General features: G+C 67.2%; 31 protein-coding genes and 1 pseudogene. 15 read left to right on the top strand and 17 right to left on the bottom strand.

Annotation, left to right across the window (positions count from 1 at the left end):
* Positions 1 to 69 precede the first annotated feature (69 nt).
* The 4 genes from K7G82_RS29370 to K7G82_RS29355 all read right to left on the bottom strand — a co-directional run bounded on the left by K7G82_RS29370 (position 70) and on the right by K7G82_RS29355 (position 4,274).
* A complete protein-coding gene (locus K7G82_RS29370) occupies positions 70 to 1,116 on the bottom strand; it encodes a FecR family protein (RefSeq protein ID WP_222990432.1) in 1,047 nt (348 codons plus the stop codon).
* Complete coding sequence (locus tag K7G82_RS29365; protein WP_222990431.1) at positions 1,113 to 1,703, bottom strand: RNA polymerase sigma factor; 591 nt, start codon at positions 1,701 to 1,703, stop codon at positions 1,113 to 1,115. Before K7G82_RS29365 ends, K7G82_RS29370 begins: the two co-directional genes overlap by 4 nt.
* 348 nt (positions 1,704 to 2,051) lie before the next feature.
* Positions 2,052 to 3,953 (bottom strand): AsmA family protein, encoded by a 1,902-nt coding sequence (locus K7G82_RS29360; RefSeq protein WP_222990430.1) that lies wholly within the window; start codon positions 3,951 to 3,953, stop codon positions 2,052 to 2,054.
* A gap of 123 nt (positions 3,954 to 4,076) precedes the next feature.
* Complete coding sequence (locus K7G82_RS29355) at positions 4,077 to 4,274, bottom strand: CsbD family protein (RefSeq protein ID WP_222990429.1); 198 nt, start codon at positions 4,272 to 4,274, stop codon at positions 4,077 to 4,079.
* A gap of 265 nt (positions 4,275 to 4,539) precedes the next feature.
* On the opposite strand from K7G82_RS29355, the gene K7G82_RS29350 reads away from it, so the two are divergent.
* Positions 4,540 to 4,716, top strand: a complete 177-nt coding sequence (locus tag K7G82_RS29350) for a hypothetical protein (protein ID WP_222990428.1) — start codon at positions 4,540 to 4,542, stop codon at positions 4,714 to 4,716.
* Between the two features lie 286 nt (positions 4,717 to 5,002).
* Here K7G82_RS29350 and K7G82_RS30270 read toward each other — a convergent pair whose 3' ends face one another.
* Entirely contained in the window at positions 5,003 to 5,128 is a 126-nt protein-coding gene (locus K7G82_RS30270) for a hypothetical protein (RefSeq protein WP_343228578.1), read from the bottom strand.
* A gap of 323 nt (positions 5,129 to 5,451) precedes the next feature.
* Here K7G82_RS30270 and K7G82_RS29340 point away from each other — a divergent pair.
* The 4 genes and pseudogenes from K7G82_RS29340 to K7G82_RS29325 form a co-directional block, all read left to right on the top strand.
* Positions 5,452 to 5,586: pseudogene (locus K7G82_RS29340) on the top strand (IS3 family transposase); the annotation flags it as partial.
* A gap of 285 nt (positions 5,587 to 5,871) precedes the next feature.
* On the top strand, positions 5,872 to 6,228 hold the full coding sequence (locus tag K7G82_RS29335; protein WP_222990427.1) for a ParD-like family protein: 357 nt from the start codon (positions 5,872 to 5,874) through the stop codon (positions 6,226 to 6,228).
* Complete coding sequence (locus tag K7G82_RS29330) at positions 6,225 to 6,812, top strand: ATPase (RefSeq protein WP_246623546.1); 588 nt, start codon at positions 6,225 to 6,227, stop codon at positions 6,810 to 6,812. The genes K7G82_RS29335 and K7G82_RS29330 overlap by 4 nt, the downstream gene beginning before the upstream one ends.
* A gap of 407 nt (positions 6,813 to 7,219) precedes the next feature.
* On the top strand, positions 7,220 to 7,483 hold the full coding sequence (locus tag K7G82_RS29325; RefSeq protein WP_222990426.1) for a DUF6894 family protein: 264 nt from the start codon (positions 7,220 to 7,222) through the stop codon (positions 7,481 to 7,483).
* A 58-nt stretch (positions 7,484 to 7,541) separates the two neighbouring features.
* Here K7G82_RS29325 and K7G82_RS29320 read toward each other — a convergent pair whose 3' ends face one another.
* Entirely contained in the window at positions 7,542 to 7,859 is a 318-nt protein-coding gene (locus tag K7G82_RS29320) for a hypothetical protein (RefSeq protein WP_222990425.1), read from the bottom strand.
* Positions 7,860 to 8,082: 223 nt separating this feature from the next.
* On the opposite strand from K7G82_RS29320, the gene K7G82_RS29315 reads away from it, so the two are divergent.
* The 3 genes from K7G82_RS29315 to K7G82_RS29305 all read left to right on the top strand — a co-directional run bounded on the left by K7G82_RS29315 (position 8,083) and on the right by K7G82_RS29305 (position 9,602).
* A complete protein-coding gene (locus K7G82_RS29315) occupies positions 8,083 to 8,250 on the top strand; it encodes a hypothetical protein (protein WP_222990424.1) in 168 nt (55 codons plus the stop codon).
* Positions 8,247 to 8,465: a hypothetical protein gene (locus K7G82_RS29310; RefSeq protein WP_222990423.1), complete on the top strand. Its 219-nt coding sequence runs from the start codon at positions 8,247 to 8,249 to the stop codon at positions 8,463 to 8,465. Before K7G82_RS29315 ends, K7G82_RS29310 begins: the two co-directional genes overlap by 4 nt.
* A gap of 726 nt (positions 8,466 to 9,191) precedes the next feature.
* Complete coding sequence (locus K7G82_RS29305) at positions 9,192 to 9,602, top strand: hypothetical protein (RefSeq protein WP_222990422.1); 411 nt, start codon at positions 9,192 to 9,194, stop codon at positions 9,600 to 9,602.
* A 433-nt stretch (positions 9,603 to 10,035) separates the two neighbouring features.
* Here K7G82_RS29305 and K7G82_RS29300 read toward each other — a convergent pair whose 3' ends face one another.
* The 8 genes from K7G82_RS29300 to K7G82_RS29265 form a co-directional block, all read right to left on the bottom strand.
* Entirely contained in the window at positions 10,036 to 10,293 is a 258-nt protein-coding gene (locus tag K7G82_RS29300) for a DUF6894 family protein (RefSeq protein ID WP_222990421.1), read from the bottom strand.
* A 176-nt stretch (positions 10,294 to 10,469) separates the two neighbouring features.
* A complete protein-coding gene (locus tag K7G82_RS29295) occupies positions 10,470 to 11,261 on the bottom strand; it encodes a MipA/OmpV family protein (RefSeq protein ID WP_222990420.1) in 792 nt (263 codons plus the stop codon).
* Complete coding sequence (locus K7G82_RS29290; protein WP_222990419.1) at positions 11,258 to 12,097, bottom strand: hypothetical protein; 840 nt, start codon at positions 12,095 to 12,097, stop codon at positions 11,258 to 11,260. Before K7G82_RS29290 ends, K7G82_RS29295 begins: the two co-directional genes overlap by 4 nt.
* Positions 12,098 to 12,198: 101 nt before the next feature.
* Positions 12,199 to 13,014, bottom strand: coding sequence for a trypsin-like peptidase domain-containing protein (locus K7G82_RS29285; RefSeq protein ID WP_246623545.1), 816 nt, complete (start codon positions 13,012 to 13,014; stop codon positions 12,199 to 12,201).
* A 219-nt stretch (positions 13,015 to 13,233) separates the two neighbouring features.
* Complete coding sequence (locus K7G82_RS29280; RefSeq protein WP_222990418.1) at positions 13,234 to 13,416, bottom strand: HP1242/YdcH family protein; 183 nt, start codon at positions 13,414 to 13,416, stop codon at positions 13,234 to 13,236.
* A 224-nt stretch (positions 13,417 to 13,640) separates the two neighbouring features.
* Positions 13,641 to 13,796 carry an isopropylmalate isomerase gene (locus K7G82_RS29275; protein ID WP_222990417.1) on the bottom strand — a complete coding sequence of 52 codons (156 nt, stop codon included), beginning with the start codon at positions 13,794 to 13,796 and terminating at the stop codon, positions 13,641 to 13,643.
* Between the two features lie 141 nt (positions 13,797 to 13,937).
* Positions 13,938 to 14,411 carry an Hsp20 family protein gene (locus tag K7G82_RS29270; protein ID WP_222990416.1) on the bottom strand — a complete coding sequence of 158 codons (474 nt, stop codon included), beginning with the start codon at positions 14,409 to 14,411 and terminating at the stop codon, positions 13,938 to 13,940.
* Positions 14,412 to 14,634: 223 nt separating this feature from the next.
* A complete protein-coding gene (locus tag K7G82_RS29265; RefSeq protein WP_222990415.1) occupies positions 14,635 to 14,877 on the bottom strand; it encodes a hypothetical protein in 243 nt (80 codons plus the stop codon).
* Between the two features lie 240 nt (positions 14,878 to 15,117).
* Between K7G82_RS29265 and K7G82_RS29260 the strand changes: the two genes are divergently transcribed.
* Together K7G82_RS29260 and K7G82_RS29255 are read left to right on the top strand one after the other, a co-directional pair.
* Positions 15,118 to 15,351 carry a hypothetical protein gene (locus K7G82_RS29260; protein ID WP_222990414.1) on the top strand — a complete coding sequence of 78 codons (234 nt, stop codon included), beginning with the start codon at positions 15,118 to 15,120 and terminating at the stop codon, positions 15,349 to 15,351.
* A 49-nt stretch (positions 15,352 to 15,400) separates the two neighbouring features.
* Positions 15,401 to 15,598 carry a hypothetical protein gene (locus tag K7G82_RS29255; protein WP_222990413.1) on the top strand — a complete coding sequence of 66 codons (198 nt, stop codon included), beginning with the start codon at positions 15,401 to 15,403 and terminating at the stop codon, positions 15,596 to 15,598.
* Between the two features lie 252 nt (positions 15,599 to 15,850).
* On the opposite strand, the gene K7G82_RS29250 is transcribed toward K7G82_RS29255, so the two are convergent.
* Positions 15,851 to 18,010 (bottom strand): catalase, encoded by a 2,160-nt coding sequence (locus K7G82_RS29250; protein WP_246623544.1) that lies wholly within the window; start codon positions 18,008 to 18,010, stop codon positions 15,851 to 15,853.
* 392 nt (positions 18,011 to 18,402) lie between these two features.
* Positions 18,403 to 18,660, bottom strand: a complete 258-nt coding sequence (locus K7G82_RS29245; RefSeq protein WP_222990412.1) for a GlsB/YeaQ/YmgE family stress response membrane protein — start codon at positions 18,658 to 18,660, stop codon at positions 18,403 to 18,405.
* 192 nt (positions 18,661 to 18,852) lie between these two features.
* Here K7G82_RS29245 and K7G82_RS29240 point away from each other — a divergent pair, with 192 nt between their 5' ends.
* Positions 18,853 to 19,056, top strand: a complete 204-nt coding sequence (locus tag K7G82_RS29240; RefSeq protein WP_222990411.1) for a hypothetical protein — start codon at positions 18,853 to 18,855, stop codon at positions 19,054 to 19,056.
* 17 nt (positions 19,057 to 19,073) lie between these two features.
* On the opposite strand, the gene K7G82_RS29235 is transcribed toward K7G82_RS29240, so the two are convergent.
* On the bottom strand, positions 19,074 to 19,322 hold the full coding sequence (locus K7G82_RS29235) for a hypothetical protein (RefSeq protein ID WP_222990410.1): 249 nt from the start codon (positions 19,320 to 19,322) through the stop codon (positions 19,074 to 19,076).
* Between the two features lie 132 nt (positions 19,323 to 19,454).
* Here K7G82_RS29235 and K7G82_RS29230 point away from each other — a divergent pair, with 132 nt between their 5' ends.
* The 4 genes from K7G82_RS29230 (at position 19,455) to K7G82_RS29215 (ending at position 23,249) form a co-directional block, all read left to right on the top strand.
* Positions 19,455 to 19,646, top strand: coding sequence for a hypothetical protein (locus K7G82_RS29230; protein WP_222990409.1), 192 nt, complete (start codon positions 19,455 to 19,457; stop codon positions 19,644 to 19,646).
* A gap of 446 nt (positions 19,647 to 20,092) precedes the next feature.
* Positions 20,093 to 21,106 carry a YihY/virulence factor BrkB family protein gene (locus tag K7G82_RS29225; RefSeq protein WP_222990408.1) on the top strand — a complete coding sequence of 338 codons (1,014 nt, stop codon included), beginning with the start codon at positions 20,093 to 20,095 and terminating at the stop codon, positions 21,104 to 21,106.
* Positions 21,107 to 21,556: 450 nt separating this feature from the next.
* Positions 21,557 to 21,802 carry a hypothetical protein gene (locus K7G82_RS29220; RefSeq protein WP_222990407.1) on the top strand — a complete coding sequence of 82 codons (246 nt, stop codon included), beginning with the start codon at positions 21,557 to 21,559 and terminating at the stop codon, positions 21,800 to 21,802.
* Positions 21,803 to 22,025: 223 nt separating this feature from the next.
* Positions 22,026 to 23,249 (top strand): NAD(P)/FAD-dependent oxidoreductase, encoded by a 1,224-nt coding sequence (locus tag K7G82_RS29215; protein WP_246623543.1) that lies wholly within the window; start codon positions 22,026 to 22,028, stop codon positions 23,247 to 23,249.
* Positions 23,250 to 23,536 lie beyond the last annotated feature (287 nt).

Here is a 23,536-nt window from a genome sequence, read left to right as displayed (position 1 = left end):
CCCCTTGTTGGCCGCCGCTGGCGCGCGGAGGCTTCGATGGGAGGTTCGACGCAGGGCTTCGGGGGGACCTTAGGGGGCGGGTGGAATTTTTTTCATGGTCTGTCTGAGCGTGATCGCATTGTCCGGGCTTGCGTCGAGTTCCAGGTCGAGCAGCCGCGCGAGCGTCGTCGCGAGATGCCGGGGATCGTCGAGCCGGAACCGCCCCGAGATGCGCCGGTCCATGAGCGCGGGATCGGCGTCGATGCGCACCGCGCCGAGCCGGTTGGCGCGGTCGAGCAGCCGGTTAAGCGGCACGTCGCGCAGCTCGACGCGCGTGCGCGCCCAGTCCGTCGCGGCGAGAGCCGGGGCGGGGAGCGGCGTCACCGCGCCGCGTGCGAGCGTGACCGCCTGGCCGGCGGCGAGCCGGCGGATTGCCCGGGCCGCTTTGGGGGCGGAGGGCGATGTGGCGGCCGCGACCTCCACCGCGCCTTCGATGAGCGCGACCGAGGCCCCGGCAGGCGTCAGCGCGACGTCGAAGAGCGTGCCGCGCGCGGTCACCCGGCCCTCATGGGTCTCGACGATGAACGGGCGGTTCTCATGCGCGACCCCGAAGCGGGCGCGGCCGCGCTCGATCCGGATCACGCGCTCGCCGTCGTCGAACCGGATGTTTGCCAGCGAGCCTGCGTCCAATGTGACGCGCGAGCCGTCGACAAGGCGGACGCGCAGCATCTGGCCGGTCCTGGTCTCGATGCGCGCGCTGCGTTCGGCCGGCGTGGTTCCTGCTTGCGGTCGGTCGGGCCAGGCGTTGAAGAGGAAGAAGAGGCAGAGCGCCGCGAGCGACGCCGCGGCGAGCGCGATGGCGGCCTTGCGGGTACCGGTCCGGCGGGAGTTTGTGGTGTTGCTGGCGGCATCGGGATCGAGACTTGCGGGCAGGCTGCGGTGCAGGATCTTGGCATCGGCGAAGCGTGCCGCGATCCGGTTATAGGCGGCGCGGTTCGCCGGCGTGGCGAGCCAGGTCTCGAAGTCGCGCTCGAACGTCCGCCGGTCGTCGCGCCGCATCCGCGCGAACCAGCCGGCCGCCTCGATGCGCAGCTGTTCCTCGTTTCCGTCGATCGCGTCGTCCCCGTCGCGGCTCATCTTTGCCCGAGCATCCTGTCGAAATGCGCGAGCGCGCGCATCATGTGATATTCGACCGTCGCGACACTGATGCCGAGGCGGCCGGCGATCTCGCGATAGCCCAGCTCGTCGATCCGGTGGAGCAGGAAGATCTCGCGCGTGCGCGCGGTGAGCGCGGCGAGCGCCGCCTCATAGCATCTCTGCATGTCCTCGGCCTCGAGCGCGAGCAGCTGATCGGGGGCGACCGGCGGCAGCTCCGCCTCGTCGAGCGCGAGGTGGACGGGGGCTCCGTGCGCGCGGGCGCGCCGCGTGCGGTCGAAGACCAGGTTGCGCGCGACGCGCTGCAGCCAGGCGGCAGGGTTGCGCAAGGCGCGGGGCGCCGCCGACCCGCTCAGCCGCAGGAAGGTCTCCTGAACCATGTCGTCGGCCGCGTCGCCGTCGCGCAGCCGGTTCTTGAAGAAGCGCCTGAGCGAGGGCGCCGCCTCCCGGTAGAGGCGATCGATCTCGGCGCGTCCGTCACCTTGTGCGGTGCCGGCATGGCCGGCCCCGTTCGTCGGGCCGGCGGGGATGCGCGCGCGCGGCGCGCTCCCCGGGAAATGCTGCGTCATCTGAATACCGCGCGGCCATGACCGCCCGGGGCGATGCCCCGCGCGCCGTCATGTCCAGGCGTTGCCGCTTAGCGGCCGCCGGTCCTGCGATGGAGCGGCGTCGATGATGCCTGGCGGGTCTGTCCCGAAGCGCGCTCGCCGGATTGATGCTGCGCGCTCGCGTGCATGATGACGCCTGGGCGGGCGCGAGGCAAGCGCCGGAGCCGGAGGCAGTCCAGGGACCATGCCCGCGCCGGTGCGGGGCGGTCGTTCCATATGTGCCTGCCGCGCGATGCGCATGCGGCGCGGGCGGACCGGGCCCGCGTCCGTTGGGGACGGGGAGACGGCGGGTTCGGCCTTGCGTGCGGCTCAGCGGAGCGCGGCGCTTGCCAGCCGCGCGCAGTCCGGGCCGCTGGCGGCGGGGGGCGGGGTGGTCCGGTTCGGGTTCCTGCGCAGGCCCAGCGCGGATCCGATCGACCGTCCGATCGTGCCGAGCACGCCCGCTTCGCCGCCGCCCGCCCTTGCGGGGGCGACGCTGATCTCGGGGCTGGAGAGCGTGCCCTTGACGCGCACCGGATCGACGAGCGCCAGTGCGGCCTTCTCACGTGAGGCGCCGTTCACCGCGAGCTGCAGCGTCTCTCCGTCGAGCTTGATCTCGCCCCGGCCCGTTCCGCGCGAGATGTCGGTCTCGACGACGAGCGGTGCGGGATGCAGCACGCCTTTTCGCGCATCGAAGGCGAGGATCGCGCAGCGCAGCGGCACCATCGCGTCCCTGTCGCTGAGCGACTGCCCGATCGCGCCGCCCAGGTCCTGGCCGAGGACATAGGCTGCCGTCCGGTTCATCGCGCCCCCGCTCGCGACGAAGGCGATCTTGCCGTCGCCGCTGGCGAAGGCCTGCCGGATCGTGTCGCCCCGTCCCGTGATCCGGACGATGCCGCGCAGCGGTCCCTCGATCTTGTCGGGTTGGCCGATCAGCGTGCCGAGCGTCGTTCCCTCGAGCGTGAGCTCGCTCGAGAACACCGGGACGGTGCCGGTGCTGTCGACCCTGACCCGGCCCTTGAGCTGTCCGGTCGCGAGCCCCGCCACGGCGTTCTCGACCGTGAGGACGCGGCGGTCGAGCCTCAGCTCGCCCCTGAGGCTCCGGAAGACCGACCCGCCCTTGACCAGCAGCCGGTCGATCGAGAAGCGGATGACGCCGTCGGTCGGGCCCATCCTGCTCAGGTTGATCCGCGTGTCGGGGATCACCCGCTTTCCGATGCGCGCTTCCTTCGCGCGCGCCGCGGCGAGCCCGGCATCATCCGCCAGATCGTCGAAATCGAGCTGGACGGCTCGGATGCGCGCGTCGATCCTGGTCCGGCCGTCGCGCTTGAGGATGGTCGCCGATGCCTGCAATCGCGAGCGGCCGATCACGCCCTCGAGCCGGTCGATCGACCAGTCGCGTCCCGTGCGGCGCACCTCGGCGCGCAGGTCGATCCGCTGGGTGCCGAACAGGCCCGCCTCGATCACCTGGTCGAGCCGCTTCAGGCTGTCGCCCTGCGCCCGCATGGTCATGCGCATGTCGCCGGTATCGAGCACCCCGGCCATGGTCCCGCGTGCATCGAGCGCGAACGGCGTCGAGGTCAGCCGTGCATGGAAGGGCCAGGCCTTGCCGGGCGCGACAGCCGTGCCGCCGCCCGTCGCCTCGAGCCGCGCGGGCGCGCCGTCGAAGCGGCCCGCCGCGCTGGCCGCCAGCCCGGTGCGGGGATCGGCCGACAGCGTGCCGGCAAGCTCGAGGCGCCGTTTCGCGTCGCGCAGCGAGAAACGGCCATTCTCGATGACCAGCGTTTCGAGGCCTGTGGCGCCGCCGTCGTCGCGCGTCTCGCCGGCGCGCGCCTGGGGCGACCAGTTGCTGCGGCCGGTCGCGTCGCGGACGAGCGCGATCGCCAGGCCCTTCACATGCAGCGCGCGGGGCATCGCGCGTCCGGTCACGAGCGACAGGATCGGCATGCGCGCGCGCGCCTCCGAGACGCGGAGGAAGTCGCCCTTGCCCGCCCATGCCGGCTGGCCGATCCGCACGTCCCTGACGACGATCTCCGGCGTGAAGGAGATGGCCTCGCGGCGCGACAGCGCGCCGAGCGTGACCGGCGCCCCGAAATGCGAGGACAGCCGGCGCTCCGCCGTTGCGCGCAACAGCCCGACCGGAAAGGCTGCGACCACGAGGATGGCAAGCACGAGAAGGCCGGCGACGATTGCGAGAGGCCGCGCATAGGCGGAGAACGGCGGCGCTCTCAACGATCGCCCCGCGATGTCGGGAAAGGCGTCACCGTGGCGCGTCGATTTCGGCGGATGCGGCTGCCATGCGCGCGGCGGGGCCCGCGCAATCGCGTGCGCGGGCCCTTGCCGGTTTCAGGTTGATCAATAGGTCTTTTCGAAATCGTCGATCTCGCGCTCTGCGTCTTCCTGCGCCCGTCCGTATTTTTCCTGGATCTTTCCGGCGAGAATTTTGCGGCTGCCGTTGATCTGGTCGATCTCGTCGTTGGTGAGCTCGCCCCATTTCTTCTGAACGTGACCCTTTACTTGTTCCCAATTGCCCTTGAGCGTGTCGCTGTTCATCACATGTCTCCATTGGATAATTGAGCCTCAAGAACGCGAGCTCGCACGGAACGTTCCGGCCGCGATGCAGGCGAGGCGGGCAGGGTGGCGCCAACCTGTTCGGGGTCGACCGCGAATTCTAGATGCGGTGCGCGTGCGGGGCGCTGCCAAATTCTGCGGATGAGCCAGGGTTGCGTGGGGCTCCAAAAATAAACTGTCGGGGCTCGGGGCAACTTACACCCCCTCCCTTGATCGGTTTTCTCGTGCATCTCCAAAGGAGATGATCATGAGCGTCAGGAGGCAGATCAAGGAAGCGGCCGGCTATGTGAAGGAGGAAGCCTTCGAGAATGGCGACAGCCCGGAATCGAAGCGCAAGGCGCAGGAAGGTCGCGATCTTCGCAACGAAGGCCGCATCGAGGACGGCAAGCCGCCCGAGACAGGCGTGCCCGGCACCCAAGACTGAAACATCTCGCCACCGTGACCGATCAGGGCCCGCGTCAGCGGGCCCGTTTTCTCGTAGGGGCGATGGCATCGGTCCGTTGACCGGGGCCGGCATTTTATCGGTTTCGCTTGTATCGGTTAACGGCCGGTGCAGTTTGTTTGACAGGACCCTGATCGGTTATCCTGGAACTGCAGCCGTCCGCCCATGAAGAAGCGCCTGCCGGCAACGTCCCAGAGGCCGAGTGATGTATTGGCTTCGCCGGCGATGGCATTGCCCAGCAGAGGCGGTTGCTTGTCGAAAACGTTGGTCAGGCACCGAACACTTCGACCTTGTCGAAGATCCGGACCTTGGCGGTCATGTCCAGATACCAGTAGTTCCCCACATGCGTCACCGGCCAGGTCTGCCCTGGCACGAGGTCGAATGAGCCGATCATGCGTCCTTCGAGACGGAAGGTGAGGGGGCCACTGTCATATGTAGCCCCAAGATTGAGCTTGAAACTCGGAATGCCCTGAGAACCGGTACCAGTGCAGCCGGTTCCGAACAGGCCTGCGCAATCGACCGCCGGCAGCGTCGCGAGAACTTGCTGCGAGCGTTCGAATAGCCAGCTCGCGGTCGCCTGCAGGCTGAGATTGGCGGTCCCGTCGGCAAGCGCCAGCGCGGAAGGAAGGCTGAAGCGATAATCCGCCTGGGCATCGATGCCGCGTACCTTGATCGCGGCAAGGTTCGACGACTGGACAGAGATATAGTCCAGCTGGCCGTTCGGCAGCCCGGCAGGACGTGTTCCACTATGTCGAGATGTTCTACAGACCGGTGCGCAAGCAGATCAGGAACGGCATGCTGTCACCCATCGAGTTCGAACGACGGCAGATTTTTAAAGCCGAAGGCGTCTAGAAATCTGGGCTACTCAGTTCTTCGCGATAATTGCGCCATCGAGCGCTGCGGTCCTGCCGCAAATCCCCTCAATTTAAGGCCGCGGATCACCGATAGCCGCATGAGTCGGATCACGCGTGATTCTCCGGCGGGAAGCCTACAGCAGCCAGATGAAGCGCGGATCACATCTCAGGGAAGATAGTGGACACCCGCTGTCGCTGTTGGGAACAATCAGACACCCTCGAGGAATGGGTGAAGCTTGAGGTTGAGGTGGCAAAATGCTACCTTGTAATCTGGAGGTGACCGTTGGCCCAGTCTATCAAGCTTGGCGATGACATCATGAAGATCGTACGTCGCGAATCCGAGTTGCAGAGCCGCTCGATCTCCGGCCAGATCGCCCACTGGATACGCATCGGCCGTGCTATCGAGAAATCTGGCAATTTCGATCATGCGCGTATTACCGCTGCGCTGGCCGGCGATATCGAGACAACCGACCTCACTGATGAGGAGAAGGACGTCTGGCTCGACGGCTTTGTCGAGAAAATGGGGCAGGCTGGGTCTGGTGAGACTGCCTTCTTTGCTAGGCGGCGGAAACTTGGACTGGGTGTCGGCCTCGACGTGGCGGGCAACCTCACGCGTGAGAAGACTGCCCGGAAGTCATGACGCCGACGATGATCGTGCTTGCCGGGCCGAACGGTGCCGGCAAGTCTACGCTCTACGAGACTCGCATCGCCCCCGGTTTCGCGGGACCCTTCATCAACGCCGACATCATCCAGCGCGATGAACTGTGCGATCCGTCACCGGCCGCATCCTATGAAGCAGCTCGCATCGCGTCCTTGCGCAGGGCCGACTATCTCGCACGAGAACGGGATTTCGTGACCGAGACCGTCTTCTCGCATGCCTCCAAGCTTGACCTGATCGAGGAGGCACGGGCCAGGGGCTTCACCGTGATCGTCATGCATATCGGTGTCGATACGCCAGAACTCTCTGTCGCGCGTGTCGGTGCGCGCGTGGCAGAAGGCGGACATGTCGTCCCCGAGGATAAGATTCGTGCCCGCTATGAGCGCGGTGCGCCTTTCATCCGCGCCGGGATCCTGAAGGCGGATCGCGGCATGGTCTTTGACAATTCCAGCCTCAACAAGCCGCCAAGCCATTGCCTGACATTCTCGAGCGGCCGATTGGTCTTCGCGGAGCCGCGGCTGCCGGCCTGGATTAAATCGGTTTATGAAACAGACCTCGAGATCTGAGGTCGGGTGCGGATGATGGCAGTTTCAGCCGCTGGCATCGACATTTGCAATCCTCGCTCTCCAACGCGCTTCCGGAAAGCGTGCCCAGTTTGGAACGCGCGCCGGCTCAAGTTTCTGGGTTTCACGGCCAAAAATTGCGGTTGTTTCCAGAATCTCCTCGGGTCCGCGTGGATCCCACCTGCGGCGGGTACCGGAAACGATCCTGCTCGGCATTTCTGGCGCCGGGGCGAGCACGGGCGATATAGCCTGTTGCCTTCGGTGGCCGCTGGATTACCGATACCCCGCTGATCGTTGTTAACCGGCTCCTCCTGCCGCCAAGTGCGTCGGGAGGGCCTCGCCGGTGAGGGGCGTTTGTTACGTCTGGAAATCAATGGAAACCAAAAAAGCAACCAATCGATTGAGGCCGCATGGCTCAGTATCATTTTCGCACGGCACGCGATGCCGGAGGACCGGACGGCGACCCTCTCGAATTTGAAAATGTGGGGGACGCTCGTCGGAAGGCTGTCCTGTTTGTTAGCGAAATGCTGAGAGAGCGCCCGGATATGGTCTGGGATGACGACGTACGCCTTGATGTCACGACGGAGGACGGGTTGATCCTGTTCTCGATCATGGTCGTCGGCGTGCAGTCACCGGCCGTCTCAATGCGGGCGGAACCACCGTTAGCGTCTTAGCACCTCATGGCTATCCTTCGATATCGAGCCTTGTTAGGCAGCCATTCCCCGCAAAGATTCACGGCTTTCCAATCGAAAGGCAATGTGCGCTAAACGGGCGAGTTGCAATTATCCACTGGCCAGCAATCCTTGACCTGTCTGTTGAAATCAGCCTAGGCTGGCCGATGCGCACGTCCTTGACGACGATCTCCGGCGTGAAGGAGATGGCCTCGCGGCGCGACAGCGCGCCGAGCGTGACCGGCGCCCCGAAATGCGAGGACAGGCGGCGCTCCGCCGTCGCGCGCAACAGCCCGACCGGAAACGCCGCGACCGCGAGGACGGCAAGCACGAGAAGGCCGGCGACGATCGCGAGCGGGCGCGCATAACCGAGCCTCAAGAACACGAGCTCGCGCCGAACGTTCCTGCCGCGATGTTCGCGCGGCCGGGTTGGCAAGGTCGCGAGGCGGCCGCACGCGCGCGTCTGCGGCGAGCGGGGTGCGCGTGGCCGGCGGCGAACCGCAAGATCGTCAAGGAACCAAAAAAAACATGCCGGGTTTCTGCTCCGACTGGGCGGTGCCCGAGGGGCCGCGCGTCCATCCTTGAAGGGGAGTTACGTGCATATGCAGGACATTCACCCGATCTATTTCCGCCGCCGCGCGGACGAGGAACGGGAACTCGCGCGGCTGGCACCCGACCGCTTCGCGCGCATGCTCCACGAGCAGATGGCGATCGAATGCGAGAAGCGCGCCGGAGCGCCCCGGCCTGACGAGAGCGGGTGCGCGCGATGACGGTCGCGCCCGACCATCTGCTCGAGACCCGCGAGATGCTGCTCGAGCGGGCGCGCGAAGCGATGAGCCTCGCCGAGGCCGAGCCGCTCGCAAACCGTGCGCGCATCCATTTCGCGGCCGCCGAGAGATGGCTGCGGCTTGCCGCATGCAAACCCAGGCGTGCCGTCATGAGCCAGGTCGAACCGGAGGCGACCCGCGCCGGCGCGATGGCCTGAGCCGGATCGCCGGACATTCGCCGGCGGGCCCTTCGAGAGCCATGGCGCTGGTGTGGCGCGTTGTGTCCCGCGCCGCCTCGCAAAGAGCGAAGTCGCGGATATACGCGTCCTTCTGGTCCGGAACGACCAACAGGCGACGGTCGAGACCCTCGTCGGTCCCGTCCGTGTCGTTATCGCCGATGCCCCGCCCGCCCGGGCGGCGGTGACGAGAGAGGACGCGCCTCGGGCAACCGGAAAGCCGCAACGGCGCCGTCCCGGGCCATGTCGCGATCGCCGGACGCGGCGTCCGCGTGTCGCGCGATCCTGGCCGGCTTCGGAGACCGCTCGCGCCTGCTGCCGGTCTCGCTTCCTTCTGCTCGAACAGCCCTTGCGACCGCGCGCAGGCCGATATTTCCGCGCACCCGGCACCGCCGCCCTGAATATCGCAACCGCGCGCGCTTGAGCCTCGCACATGATCCTCGCTTCCGATTCACGCGGGCGCGGACGGCTCCAAGGTCGTGCAGGTCGTGGGACGGGCGCATATTGGCTGGCTGCGCTGAAGGGGCCGGGACCATGATCCCGCATCGCGGCGAACCGGGCGCCTGAAACTTTTCACCATCTTCGCGCGTAGCTGCGGGGATAGATCCGTCACCCGGTTTCCGGATCTCTATCGCTCGAGGTCGCACTCACAAGCCCCGTGCATCGATGAACGGCGAGGTCGCATCGATGCAAACAGCGTGGAGACGTATGACGACAGGCAATTCCCATCTCGCTTCCGCCGATCCCTGTGAAGCGCTGTCCCCCGATACGCGATACGACATGCTCCTGGCTCTCAATCGCCATTTCCGGAAGGACCATGGCTTCGAGATCCTGACGCCCGATGCCAAGCTCTTCTGCGTGGTCGGTGCGAAGAAGACGCTGAGCGTGAAGGAAGCGATGCTCTATTCCGGGCTCTCCTATCGCGGCTTCTATCTCGTCGCCGCCAGGCTCGGCAGCCGGGGCGTCATCGTCTTCGAAGCCGATCCCCGCGACGCCCGGGTCAAGCGGATCAGCCTGGGCCCGCGCGCCGGCATGCTCGACCCCTGGATCCTTCCCGTGTCGGGGCGGGCGGCTGTGGCGGGCGCCTCGGGCGACTGGTCCAGGGGAGCTGCCGCATAGCGCCGGCGTGCCCCGCGCCGGGAAGTATCCGGCCGGGCGTCGGTGCGGGGGCCGTCAAGGCCTTTCCGGCGGGCGAAGCGCGCGCGGCAAGCCGCCGACATGGCGCGGCGTGGTTCGTTCGAGGTCTGGCGGGCGGCAACGGATCAGTCCGTCCGCCTCCTTGCATATGATGGTCGGGATATGCCGGAACATCCTGGTTTTGACGGGTTTTCCTTCGGGCTCCCTGGAACCGTACGGCCGGCGCGCCGTTGATCCGGCATGAAGCAAATCTCGGTTGTCTCGCTGATCGTCGCCCTCAATGCCGCGCTTCTCTGGGCATGGTGGGTCTGCTAGCCGGACGCCGCGCCTGGGACATAAGTGAGCCTCTCCGCGCGTCCGGCGATCGTGCCCGGGCGCGACGCAAGAGCTGGCGGCTCCTCCCAGGCTCAGGGCGTCAATAGCGCTCGGGTGAGCGTTGCCGGTCGCCGCGGGACGGGCGGCCCATCGCGAACAGCGAGAAGAGGACGAAGCCTGCTTCATCCAGCACCTGCACCCGCAATTCGCCGTCCCAGATGAGATCTGGCCAGTCGCGCATGATCTCCGCTGCGTGAAGCGTCGCCAGCTCGCGCGCCGCCTGGGCATTTTCGAGGTCGAGGCAAGTCGCCTCCGGCGCTTTGATGCCTTCGGTCACTTTGAGGATGAAGCGGGCCATGAAAGGCCAATGACCGTGCGGCGCAATGGTTTCAGCGCTTCGCGCTTCGAAACGATCGCGCGTGCGCGCGTCGCCTCCGGCCTGTCACCGCGCGAGGCGGTGACATCGCCTGGTGCCCGGGGCGGGCTGTTGCCGCATCGCCCTGCCTGTCCGGCGGCGCGATCGTGTGCCGGGGATCAGCGCCCGCCGAAGCTGTAGGTGAGCGCGAGACCGCCGCTCCACTGGTCGCGCGCGCCGTGCCGCCGCACGATCGGCGAGCGTGCCGCGTCGCCGACGAGCCGGTCATATTTGGCGTAGCTGTAAAGGCCCCATCGCCGCGTCAGTTGCGCGATATGGCCCGCGGTCAGGCCGACGGCCTGCACGCCGGCGCGCGCGGAATAGGCGGGCAGGCCGGAGGGCGCGGCATTGGCGGGCGCCACCGAGAAATAGGCGCGATGATGCGCCTTGTCCGCGATCGTGATCCGCGGGCCGATCGAGAAGAGCCAGTCGTCGCCCTTGCGCCTCACCAGGTCGGCGCTGATGTTCGCGATCAGGCCCTTGTGACCGCCAAGTCCCTTTCGCACTTCCGCGCGAAGCCTCAGGCTTTCCGAAAGGGCATATTGGACGAACGCGCCCGCCTCGAACGTGAACCCCACCCGGGGCAGGGCCGTGCCGACCTCGCGCGCCTTGCGGCTGCCTTCGAAGCCCAGTGCCGGGCCGAACGCGAAACCGCCCTCGCGCAACACCGGAAATCCGAAGCTCTCGTCGGGGGCCTCGAACTCGAACGGCCGGTCGCCCCGGGCCCTCGCGATATCGACGAGCGGCCGCACGCTGAACGTGTCGGCGCCCGGGTAGCTCGGCACGAGCTGGGCGCCCAGGCCGATGCGCGTGCGGCGCTTCTCCGGCTCGCCGTCCTCGGCGAAAGCCGGGGTGGCGATGGCGGCCAGCGCCATGACCGCCATCGGCATCGGGCGGGTGCGGGGCCTCATCGCCGCCCGCCCGCCCGGGCGGAGGTCGTGGCGGTGAGCCAGCGGTGCCGGTTCTCGCGCGAGGCCAGCTGGCCCAGCGCCGAGACGGTGACCGCGATCGCGGCCAGCGCCAATGCGACCATGATCTCGTCATGTCTGCCCGAACCGGCGCCGTGGATGCCCGCGAGCGCCCAGAGGAAGACGATCGCGAACCAGGGATTGCCGTGTCCCCGCCAGATCGCGGCGCTCGCGATCAGTCCGCCCGCGAGGATGACGGCGCCGCCGAGCATCGGCGCCGCCTCGCCGGCCTCCAGGCCGGAATGGCCGAGGACCGCGGCGATGTTGACGATCGTCGCGGCGGTCAGCCATGCGGCCAGTGCGCTGAGCGGCAGGACCACCAGCATCTGGTCGGCGCGGGAGAAGCCGGGCGCCGCAGCGGAGAAGACGCGATAGATGTCGAGCAGGCAAGAGAGCGTGGCGACGATGATGGCGACCGACACGATATCCAGCGCGACGAACTGGACATAGAGCGCCCAGGCCGCATTGCCGAGGAACGCGCCGGCGCTGGCCCAGCCGATCCGGCCGATCAGGGCGTTGCGCCGCTGCGCGGGGAGCAGCTGATAGACCGCATAGGCGAGCGAGCCCGCATAGAGCAGGCCCCAGATCGAGAATGTCCAGCCCGCCGGGGTGATCAGCGTGCGGGCGCCGTCGGACCGGTCCCCGATCGGTTCGCCCAGCCCCGCCGCGGGAAGAAGCGTGACGAGGATCTGGGCGACGGCGAGCAGGGCGATCGCCAGGCGTTGCGCCGTGGAGCGCCTGTCGGCGCCGGCGGGAAAATCGGGAGAGTCTCCGGTCATCGGCCGCAAACGAAGCACGTTCGCACTGGTTCCACGGGCGGTCAGGCGCTGCTGCTGCCTTGCCGGGCCGCGAGGGGGCGGTCGGTCCGGCGCGCGATCGTTCAGATCGCCCGGTCGGCCTGCCTCAGGACCGAGCGCACGACGCTGGCGGGCACGGCGAAGCCGATGCCGATGTTCCCCTCGCTGCCGGGCGCCAGGATCGCGGTGTTGATGCCGATCACCTCGCCGCGCATGTTGATCAGGGGGCCGCCCGAATTGCCGGGGTTGATCGGTGCGTCGGTCTGGATCAGGCCCATGCCGCTCTCCGGCGTCAGGCCCCGGCCGAGCGCGCTCACGATGCCCGCGGTCACGGTCTGCCCGAGGCCGAACGGATTGCCGATCGCGACCACATAGTCGCCGACCTCGGACGTATCGGCGGCCGCGAGCGGTGCCGCGGTCAGTCGTTCGGCCGGGATGCGCAGCACCGCGAGGTCGGTGCCGGGGCTTATCCCGATCACCTCGGCCTGGAACTGGCGCTTGTCCTGCAGCATCACGATGATCGCCGAGCCCTCGCCCACCACATGATTGTTGGTCAGGACCAGTCCGCGCCCCGCATCGATGATCACTCCCGACCCCGCCGAAAGGCGCGGTTTGACCGCATTGTCCGGCACGCCCATGAACCGGCGGAAAAAGGGATCGCGCAGCAGGGGGTTCTGCGCATAGGGCGAGGGATGGGCGACCGCGATGTTGACCACCGCCGGCGATACGCGGCGCACCAGCGGGGCCACGCTCAGCCGGTCGAGCGGCACCGGTTCGCCCGAAGCCGCCAGGGCCGCGCCGTTCGCGGACTGGTCGCCGCCGCCGGCCTTCTGGCAGGCGGGTACCAGCGCTGTCGCGCCGAGCATCGCCGCCACTGCGAGAACCATCTTCCGCGTCATCTCACCTCTCACTTCAATGTCGCCGCCCTCCGCCCTGGAGGCGCCTGCGGCAAGGGTTGCGTCCGTCATCCAGGTCCGGTCGTCGGGTCGTGGGCGAGGCCGATATCTGCCTGGGGTCTATCTGCCCGGGTCGGCCCGATCGATCGACGCGCCGTCGGTGCATTCGGCCCGGCGCAGGCCAGGGCGGCGAAGCCGGACCGGCTTCGCCGCTGCGGGGCGTCAGGCGGCCCGGCTGTCGCCGCTGCTCTCGCGACAGGCCGCCATCTGATCCTTCACCGCCAGCTTCAGCGTCTTCAGCCGGGCGATCAGGATCTCGTCGGGACGGCGCTCGCGCGAGGCCCGCTCGATCTCGGCGTCGAGGCGGGCATGCTCGCGCTTGAGGTAACTCATGTGAATGGACATCTTCATCTCCATGCCAAGTTGAGGATGTTGCACCCGCGCGGGGTGCGGAGGCGATAATAGGAACGGCCCCGGTCCGATTTCAACCGTTCTGGCCATCGATTGCGACGCGTTGCGGCCGTGCGGGCCCGGTTCCCGGGACGGGGAGGCACGGCGACGCTGCCGGTCGGGCGCAGACCCGGGGGCGGCGCGGACCCGGGCGGCGCCGTCAGGGGCCCGGGGCGTGTTCAGTCGGTGTCGGGCGGGCGGGGCGCCGGTGCCGCTTCCTTGGGTTCGCGACGCCGCGCATAGAGCAATGCGGCAACGATGGCGCCCGAGCCGATCGCGCCGCCGATACCCAGCAGGGTTCTTTGCCGTGCCGATTTTCTGACCACTTCGGACATCGTCATTTCTCCGGATCGCCACGCGGACAAGGCCGCAGGTCGGGGGGCAACGCCCGTGTCGCGGGACTGGTTTCATCGCCGCTGGCGATTGCCGGCGATTGCGGGCTTGCCGGTGCGCGCGGCGCCGGCAAGCCCATGCGATCATGCGGCTTGATGCGTCCCGGCCGGTGCTTCGAGCCTGTGCGCGGCGGAGCCGCTTGCGATCGCGATCCGTCGCGGTTTCATGGCTTCGGGCACCACGCGCCTGAGCGCGATCGTGAGCAGGCCGTCCTCGAACATCGCGTCGCCCACCTCGATGAAATCGGCGAGCTGGAAGCGCCGTTCGAAGGCGCGCATCGCTATGCCCCGGTGCAGATAGTCGCGTTTCTCGTCATCCTCGCGCGGCTTGCCGGTGACGATGAGCTGGTTCTGGTGCGCGACGATCTCGATGTCGTCGGGCCGGAAACCGGCAATCGCGAGCGTGATGCGATAGCTGTCCTCGCCGTCGCGCGCGATGTCGAAAGGGGGATAGCCCTCGCTGCCCTCGGCTCTCGTCCCGCTTTCCAGCAGATCGAAAAGACGGTCGAAGCCCACCGTGGAGCGGCGATAGGGGGCAAAGTCGAAATTGGTCCTCATTTCCAAATCCTCCGTTTGAAGCGATCGGGGCATGAGCTGCGCCGGAAACAAAGAGCCGACGCCCTCCATGTCCTGCCGGACCCTGAAAACGGCGCCCGGCATGATCTAGCTAGTCAGGCCGCACCGGGTTTCAAGAGGCCGGTCGTGCGGCTTCGTCCGGGCGTGGACCATCCCGGAGCGACCGCGGCCGCGCCGGCATCGTGATCACATCCCCGACGGGATTTCACCTGCCTGCTCCATCGTCCGGCCCCGAACTGAGCGGGAGGGAAGCGCTGTTCTCGCGATCCGCGCCATCGTCCGGGCGTATTTCCTCCTGGTGCGAAAGAAGGGCGGCCAGCCGCTGCTCGTACCGGCGCTTGAGCTCCATATGAGTGCGAAAGGCGCATGGATCGGTTGCCCGGTCGGCCATGTCGCGCTCCTGGCGCAGGCGCCGTTCGATATAGGCTTTCTCGGTGTCGAAGGTCATGGCCGTCTCCCAGCCGCTCCGGCTCGAAGCGATCCGGAAATTACGACACCGGCATCCGGCGCTCAACAATCTGGATCAATGAATGGAAGGCGCCTCAGGTGTAGAAGGCGCAACCGGTCTTCGCCTCGCGGCCCTGGCTGCCTGACGGGCGTCGCGATGCGCGGACCGATCGAGGCATGCGGCCCCGGCCACTTCACAAAAAAAAGCTGCTATGGTCGCATATTGGTATGGAGTTGATCCGTGGCTCGGATGGGGCTTGTCGCGATCATGGCCATCATGTCGGAGGAGGCGCCTTGCGAACGCGTCGCCGACGCGGTGCTGCGGCTCGCGCATTTCCTCAACGACCATCATGGCGCGCTGAGCGATGCGCAGGCAGCCGAGCTCCTGGCGTTGGGCGCTTGCCTGTGGCGCAGAAGCGTCGAGCTTGGCGACACGTCTCCCGAGATCGACGCGGCGATCGCGACGAAGCAGTGAGAGGGCCGGCCGGGCAGGCTTCGGATGGACCTCGGAAAGGAGCGGCCTTGTGGCCACTGAGCATCAACGCTGGACCTTCGCTGCCGAGCTGCTGGAGCGCCATGGCGACGCGATCGACGGTTTCGTCAAGCGCCAGGTCGACGACTGTATCGAGCGCGACGACGAGGAGGGCCTGATCTTCTGGCACGATGTGATCTCGAAACTGGTTCGGCTGATGGGGCCGGGCGAGGGGGCCGGGCCGCAATAGCGTTCGCGATCGGAGAGGCGAGGAGGAGGTGTCGCCGCTGCCGGGCCAGTGCAAGGCGGCGCAGGTCCCGCCCGGGGCGTCGCAGGCCGGCGGTTTCGCATCATGCCGCCGGAAGGAAAAAGCCCCGGCCGGTCGGCCGGGGCAGGTGCGTGACATGCCGGAGACAACGCGCTTTGCCCGGCGGCGGTTTCGCTGCCATGGACGCGGCGTGCATGGCGCCAGGCATCCTTGCCGGCGTTTCTCCGCCCGGGCTCAGGCGAGATCGCGTATCCTTGGCTCGCGCGCCCAGTGGCGCTTCGCCCCGGTCTTGATGAAGTCCTCGATCCGCACGACCCCGTCATCGGGTTCGACATTGGCCTTGTCGAGCAGCGCCTGGGTGCCCTTGCAATGCGCGATCGTCTTGCAATGGCCATAGGCGTCCATGAACCACTGGACCGCGGCGCCCTGTTTCGAAAGCGCTTCGGCCGCCTCGGGCATGAGCACCGAGGCGATCGCGTCGAACAGCACCGACGGCGATCCGGCGAGCTGGCCGTCGGCCTTGAGCGTGCCGCCCTTCACCTTGATGCCGCCCACTTTGGGCGCGACGAGGAAGACGCTGCCGCCGGCCTTCTCGATTGCGGCCTTCAGCGTGTCGATCGATGCCTTGTCGGAGCCTTCGGCAAAGAGGATGCCGACCTTGCGGCCCTCGAGCGTGTCCCTGGCCTGTTTCTGGATGGAGAGCGCGTCGGAGGGGGGCATGTCGATCGGCGCCTTCGCCGCTTTGGCCTTGTCCGGCAGGTCGATGGCGAGCCCCTGCGCGACGCGCCGGGCGAGATCCTCGTCGATATTGCGCAGCCGCGAGACGACGCGCGCGCGGACATGCCCGAGCTGCACCTTGGAGAGTTCGAACACGAGCGCCGAGGCGATGTGCGCCTGCTCGTTCCCGGTCTGCGACCGGTAGAAGAGCCGTGCCTGGCTGTAATGGTCCGCGAACAGCTCGGCGCGCACGCGCAGCTTCTGAGCGGGGTCGTTTCGTTCGGCGTTCGCGGTGAAGGAAGCAAAGCCCGTCTCCGGGCATGCGCGGGGGCCGGAGGCCTCGCCGGCCTCGGCGAGGCTGTTCGGCTCGTAATTGGCCCGGCCGGTCGGGACCAGCGTCTGCATCATCCCGTCGCGCTGGAAATTGTGGAACGGGCATTTCGGCGCGTTGATCGGAATCTGGTGGAAATTGGTGGTGCCCAGGCGCGATTTCTGGGTGTCGAGATAGGAGAAGAGCCGTCCCTGGAGGAGCGGGTCGTTGGTGAAGTCGATGCCGGGGATGACGTTGCTCGGCAGGAATGCCGCCTGTTCGGTCTCGGCGAAGAAATTGTCGACATTGCGGTCGAGCGTGAGGCGGCCGATGATCTCGACGGGAATATCCTCTTCCGGGATGAGCTTGGTCGGATCGAGGATGTCATAGGGCTGCTCGGCCGCCCATGCCTCGTCGAAGACTTGCACGCCCAGGTCCCATTGCGGATGGTCGCCGGCGGCGATCGCCTCGAACAGGTCGCGGCGGTGGAAGTCGGGATCGGCGCCGGCGATCTTGACGGCTTCGTCCCAGGTCGTGGACTCGATGCCGAGCACCGGCTTCCAGTGGAACTTGACGAAGCGCCCCTCGCCGCGCGCGTTGACGAAGCGGAAGCTGTGGACGCCGAACCCCTCCATCATCCTCAACGAGCGGGGGATGGCGCGATCCGACATCGCCCACATGATCATGTGCATGGCTTCAGGCATCAGGCCGATGAAATCCCAGAACGTGTCGTGCGCCGACGCCGCCTGCGGATAGCCCCTGTCAGCCTCCATCTTCACGCTGTGGACGAGGTCGGGGAACTTCATCGCGTCCTGGATGAAGAAGACGGGGATGTTGTTGCCCACCAGATCCCAGTTGCCGCTGTCGGTATAGAGCTTGACCGCGAAGCCGCGCACGTCGCGCGGCGTGTCGATCGATCCCGCGCCGCCGGCCACGGTCGAGAAGCGCACGAAGGCCGGGCAGCTATTGCCCTTTTTCTGGAAGATCGACGCCTTGGTCAGTTCCGGTATGGCCCTGGTGCATTCGAAGACGCCGTGCGCGCCCGATCCGCGTGCATGCACGATGCGCTCGGGTATGCGCTCATGGTCGAAGTGGAAGATCTTTTCGCGAAGGACGAAGTCCTCGAGCAAGGTCGGGCCGCGTTCGCCCGCGCGCAGGCTGTTCTGGTTGTCGGCGATCCTGTGCCCGAAATTGTCGGTCAGATACGCGTCCGCATCGTCGTGCCCGGCGTCTGGCGCGATATCCTGGTGGAGCTCGCCGCCATTGCCGGCATGGTCTTCCACCGGGGTCTCGCCCTGCCCGGGCCGGTTTTGCGCGAGTGCGTTGTCGCTCGCCGGGCTCATGGTGCTCTTTGGCCGCTTCGACATGACATTTCCTCCCTGCAGGCGATCGGGGACGTCGTCCGCGGGCGAAGAGGGCCCTCGAACCAATTTCGTCGGCGATCGGTGATCGAGCCTCCTGAACGTCGGTGCCTCCGCGCGGGTTCCGGCGCGCCGGATGCGCGGATCGACGAGATCCGATGGCGCCCGCTCGGCATGAGCCCGTGCATCGCGCCTCCCGCCGATCCGTGCGCCGGCTGGGGCGGTTCGATGGGAGCTCGCCGATTTCAAGCGTGCTCCGGCAAGCCCGACGAAGTGGTTTCCCGGGTTTCGAACCGCTGCCCGCGCGAGGATGCTCGTGCATCGTCGCGATCGGCGGGGCTTGATGGTGTCAGGCGCGGCGGGCGCCCGAAACCGCCGCCTGCCGCCCTGTCATGCGATCAGCGTACCGATCCGCGGCGGACCAGGTTGACGATGCCCAGGAGCACCACCGCGCCGATGAACGATGCGATCAGCGACCGGGCGTCGAAACCCGAATTGTTGATCGACCCTCCGCTGACGACGAGGCCGGCAAGGAAGGCGCCGACGATGCCGACGACGATGTTGAGGAAAATGCCTTGCTGGGCATCGGTACGCATGACGATGCTGGCGAGCCAGCCGATCACGCCGCCGATGACAAGCCAGATGATCAGACTCATGATGATCCTCCCGTTCGTGCGAAAATTTGCTCGACAGCCATGATACGGACGGCCGGGACGATTTGTTCCGTCGCCCGGGGACGCCGGTTCAGGCGCGTCTGGCGAAGTCTTCACGCACGGGCCGGGGCCGGATGACGTTCCGGAAATGCGGAATGGATTGGCGTCCGGGGTGAGCGCCGGTTAAATGGCTTCATGGTCCATCCATCACTCAGGAACACGCTCAAGCTGGCATGCTCGACACCGGGCTGCGGTGGCCAGCAACCCTTCACATTCCGGGTCGCCCAGACCGTTCGCTGGCGCTGCTCGGTTTGCAACACGCTTCAGGAGAGCGGCAAGGCCGATGTCGCGGTCGCCCTGGAAGCCAGGGGATTCCAGCTTCCGGATGAACCGGAATAAGCGCGCGGGCGAGTCTTCTATCCGGCCTGCCGCGTGGCCGTCGCGGTCGTCCCGCCGCCGGCTTCCGGCTTTCCGTTGCGCAACCGGTCGATCGTGGTCTTGAAGCCCTTCTGCACCGCCCATCCGATCGCGAACGTCACCGCCAGGGGAACCGCGACGCGTGCCACACCCTGTACCGCATAGCCGATCGCGGCGCCCTTGAGGCCGCTGTCGCCGTCGCGGCGGTCGAGGGCGGCGCCCACCAGCGCGCCGATCCAGTTGCTCATGGAAATCTCCTTTCAGATCAGAGCGATCGTGGAGGCACAAGGTTCCATTGCCGATGATTGTTTCGCTCTCGCTCCGAAGGGCACCAATGGCGTCGAGCTTGGTTTGCGATTGGACAAGGCAAGGAGGCGCGCTTGGCGGATGGCGAACGGATCATAGCGATCGGTCTTCTGACGGCGGATGATCTGGGGCGGCTGGGGCCGGCGTTCCGGCGCGCATATGCCGTGGATGACGCCCCGTGTTTCGCGCAATTGCTTCGCGCGATCGACGAGGCGGACCGCGAATTGAAGCACGAGGATCCGGAACGGGCGAGCCGTCCCGATTAGCGGAGCCTGCAGGTTCGTACCCGTCCCTGTCACCCTCAATCGGCAGCGAGCCGTTCCAGCCCGTCAAGATCAGGCCATGGATGCGATCCATGACACCCGCGCGACAAGCATTGGTTCCCATGGAGCTGGAAGCAATTTGTCAACGCGGCCAAGCGTCCCCGGTGTCGCGTCCGGCCCGGCCATGATGAAGGCATTGTCCACCCGGGGCGATCCTGGGGCGGATCGCCGGAAAGGAAGACCCGGACGGCATGCCGTCCGGGTCGCCAGGAAAAGAACCCCCTGTTACAAGGACTCTTCGGGTCGCGCATTGCGCCTAACCGGGCTTGCCGTCGACATATTGTTAGAAAGCGACATTTTTCCGGGGACATGTCGGCGGTCGATCCGTGAACGGCCGGGGGCGAGCAGGGCGGCATTGAACCGGACCATCGCCCTTTCGTTGAGAGCGGATGGACCAGATGATATCGGGGACTCCGTCCCTTCCCGAAGGCGGCATGATGGTGACGGCGCTCGATGACGGCGCCCCGGGGCGGGACGCGCGATCGCCCTGGGCGATGCCGAGGGCGGCCTGGTGGCAGATTCTGAAGCGCGTGTGGTTCGAGACCGGCAAGGACAATGTCTCGCTCGTGTCCGCAGGTGTCGCTTTCTTCGCCTTTCTCTCCTTCGTGCCGCTGATCGGCGCGGCGGTCCTGATATACGGCATTGCCGCCGATCCCGCATCGATCGCCGGATATATGAGCGACCTGTTCTCGCTGATGCCGGCCGATGTCGCGAGCATCGTCGCCCGGCAGCTGCAGGACATGGTGGCGACCGCCTCCTCGACGAAGGGCTGGGCGCTGCTCTTCGCCATCATCACGTCCGTCTACGGCGCGATGCGGGCGTCCTCGGGCCTGATCATGGCGCTCAACATCGCCTATGAGGAACGCGAGACGCGCGGCTTTTTCCACCTGAACCTCGTCACGCTGGTCTTCACGATCGGCTTCATCGCCTCGGGCGTCGCGCTGATCTGTGTCTCGGCCCTGCTTGTGGCGATGGAGGCGCTGCTCGAAGGGCAACCGATCCTGCTGGTCTGGATCGCCCGCGCCGCCGTCTGGCTCCTGGCGGGCGCCGGCATGTCCTTCATGGTCGCGGTCACCTTTCGATACGCCCCCGACAGGGCGCGGGCCAAATGGGTCTGGATCACGCCGGGGTCCCTGCTGATGACCCTGGGCGGCCTGCTGCTGACCACGGGGTTCAGCGCCTATGTCGCCCATTTCGGCAGCTATAACGCGACATATGGCGCGCTGGGGGCCGTGGTGGTTTTCCTGCTCTGGCTGTATCTGCTTGCTTATCTGCTGTGCGTGGGCGCCGAGCTGAACGCCGAACTGGAGAAGCAGACCGCGATCGACACCACCATAGGGCCGGACCGGTCCGCCGGCAGCCGCGGTGCGAGGGTTTCCGACCTGGTCGCCGTGGCGCCCTGATACCCCGGGGCCGCCGATGATGCCCGTTGCGTGGCCGCGCAGATCATGACGGCTTGCGCACGGCGGTGGCTTGGCCGGATCCCCGCCGCTGTCCTGGCGTCGGCGGCGATATCGTCCAAAACGGATCTGATTGACCGGCTCGGTGCCGCTCCCTGGCATGAGGGAAGCCGTCTTCCGCTCGTTGAACGGGCAAAAGGGGGCCGTCGGTTCTCTGCCGGGTGGTCGGCGCGCATGTCCAGGTCCTTGAGGCTAAAGGCGCCGGCCCGTTCCTCAAGCGCGATCCATCGCCCGGCGTCCCGGCGGCTGGCGGGGGCGATGCCGTGCCGCGACGAATGGTTTTATGGAAGGCTTGTCAAAACCGGCCTGCTGACCGAGAAGCGCGGCCACCATGATATGCGAGACGATGCGTGATCCCCCGGCGCGGCGGGCGCCGTGGGCGGATGCCGGCCGATGACGCCGGAACTGCGCCACGAAACCGTAGCCGTCCTGCGTCTCACCACATCGCAGCAAACTGCGCTCGCGCGTTTCCGTCCGGGTGAATGGCGCGGCGTTCATCCCGACATCAATCCGCGCACCGCCGCCGCCTTGCTGTCGGCAGGTCTGGTGGAGAGCGAGGTCAGCGCGGGGCGACGGCGCTACCGGCTGACGCTCGACGGTGAGCGGGCGAGGGCGATGAGCGGGCGTATCGTCCCATAAGGGGCGACGTTGCTGTCGGACGCTGCACCCGGGGACCGGGCACGCCCATGCGGATGAGGAACCGGGGGATCCGGTTCGGTTCAAGGGATTTGACAGCGACCCTGCCGCAGGAAATTCCGAGCCGCGATCGCGCCAATCGCATGGAAGCGATCGGCGGCTGGCGCGTTGTGTCCCGGCAACGGCCTTTTCCCTGGCCGTCCGCACTTGCATGGATGGAGATGACATGTCGGCAACGCACCATCGCGACCTCAGGACGGGGCGCCCGATCTGGATGGAGCGGCGGCGACCCGCTCTCGATGTGCGTCCCTTCACACGCTCCATCACGTGCGACGTTGCCGTTGTCGGCGCGGGCATTTCGGGCGCTCTCATCGCCGAGATGCTGAGCGAGGCGGGACTTGACGTCGTCATCGTCGATCGCCGCGGCCCTGCGGTCGGCTCGACGGCGGCCTCCACCGCGCTGCTGCAATATGAACTCGACATGCCGCTCTCGCACATGACGGCCCGGATCGGGCGCGAGCGCGCGACGCGCATCTGGCGACGCTCGCGCCTCGCGGTGGATGCGCTTCGCTCGCGCAGCCAGCGCCTCGGACTGAAGGTCGATGCGGCGACCAGGCCTTCGCTTTATCTCGACGGCAATATCCTCGGTCCCGATGCGCTCGCAGCCGAAGCCGATGCGCGTCGCGACGCCGGCTTCGAGATCGAGCTGCTCGGCCCTGCGGACCTCGAGCGGCATTACGGTATTCGCGGGCGCCACGCGATTGTCGGCTTCGGCAATTATAGCGCCGATCCGCGCCGGATGGCCGTCGCCTATCTGCGGATCGCGCAGTCGCGGCGCGCGCGCCTCTACGCGCCTGCCGACGTGGTCGCTGTCGAGCCCTCGCGACATGGCGTCACGCTTGGCCTCGGCGGTGGCGGCGAGATCCGCGCGGGCAACGTCATTTTCGCGACGGGCTATGAGATGCTGAAAGGCGTGCCGCGCAAGGGCAACTCCATCATGTCGACCTGGGTGATCGCGACGCGGCCCCAGCCCGGGCGCATCTGGCCGGGCGCCGCGATGATCTGGGAGGCGTCGGATCCCTATCTCTACATCCGCACGACGCCGGACGGCGCGGTCATCTGCGGGGGCGAGGACGAGGATATCGCGGACCCGGACCAGCGCGACGCCAGGATCGCCGCCAAGACCGCTATCCTCGAGCGCAAGCTGCACGCACTGCTTCCTGCGATCGATCCGGCTCCGGCCTTCGCATGGGCCGGCAGTTTCGGAAACAACCCGCTCGGCATTCCGACCGTCGGCCGTGTTCCGCGCATGCCGAACTGCTTCGCCGCGATGGGCTATGGCGGCAACGGCATCACCTTCTCGATGATGGCGGCCCAGATATTGCGAAGCGAGATCTGCGGGGCAGGCGATGCGGACGCCGACCTGTTCGGGTTCAGTCGCGAATTCTAGATGCGGTGCGCGTGCGCGGCGCTGCCAAACTCTGCGGAGGAGCCAAGGTTGCATGGGGCTGCAAAAATAAACTGTCGGGGCTCGGGGCAACTTCCACCCCCCTTGATCGGTTTTCTCCTGCATCTGCAAAGGAGATGATCATGAGCGTCAAGGGACAGATCAAGGAAGCGGCCGGCTATGTGAAGGAGGAAGCCTTCGAGAATGGCGACAGCCCGGAATCGAAGCGCAAGGCGCAGGAAGGTCGCGATCTTCGCAACGAAGGCCGCATCGAGGACGGCAAGCCGCCC

Source organism: Sphingomonas colocasiae (genome assembly GCF_019880585.1).
Taxonomy (GTDB): domain Bacteria; phylum Pseudomonadota; class Alphaproteobacteria; order Sphingomonadales; family Sphingomonadaceae; genus Sphingobium_A; species Sphingobium_A colocasiae.
This window is presented reverse-complemented; position numbering and strand designations above follow the sequence as displayed.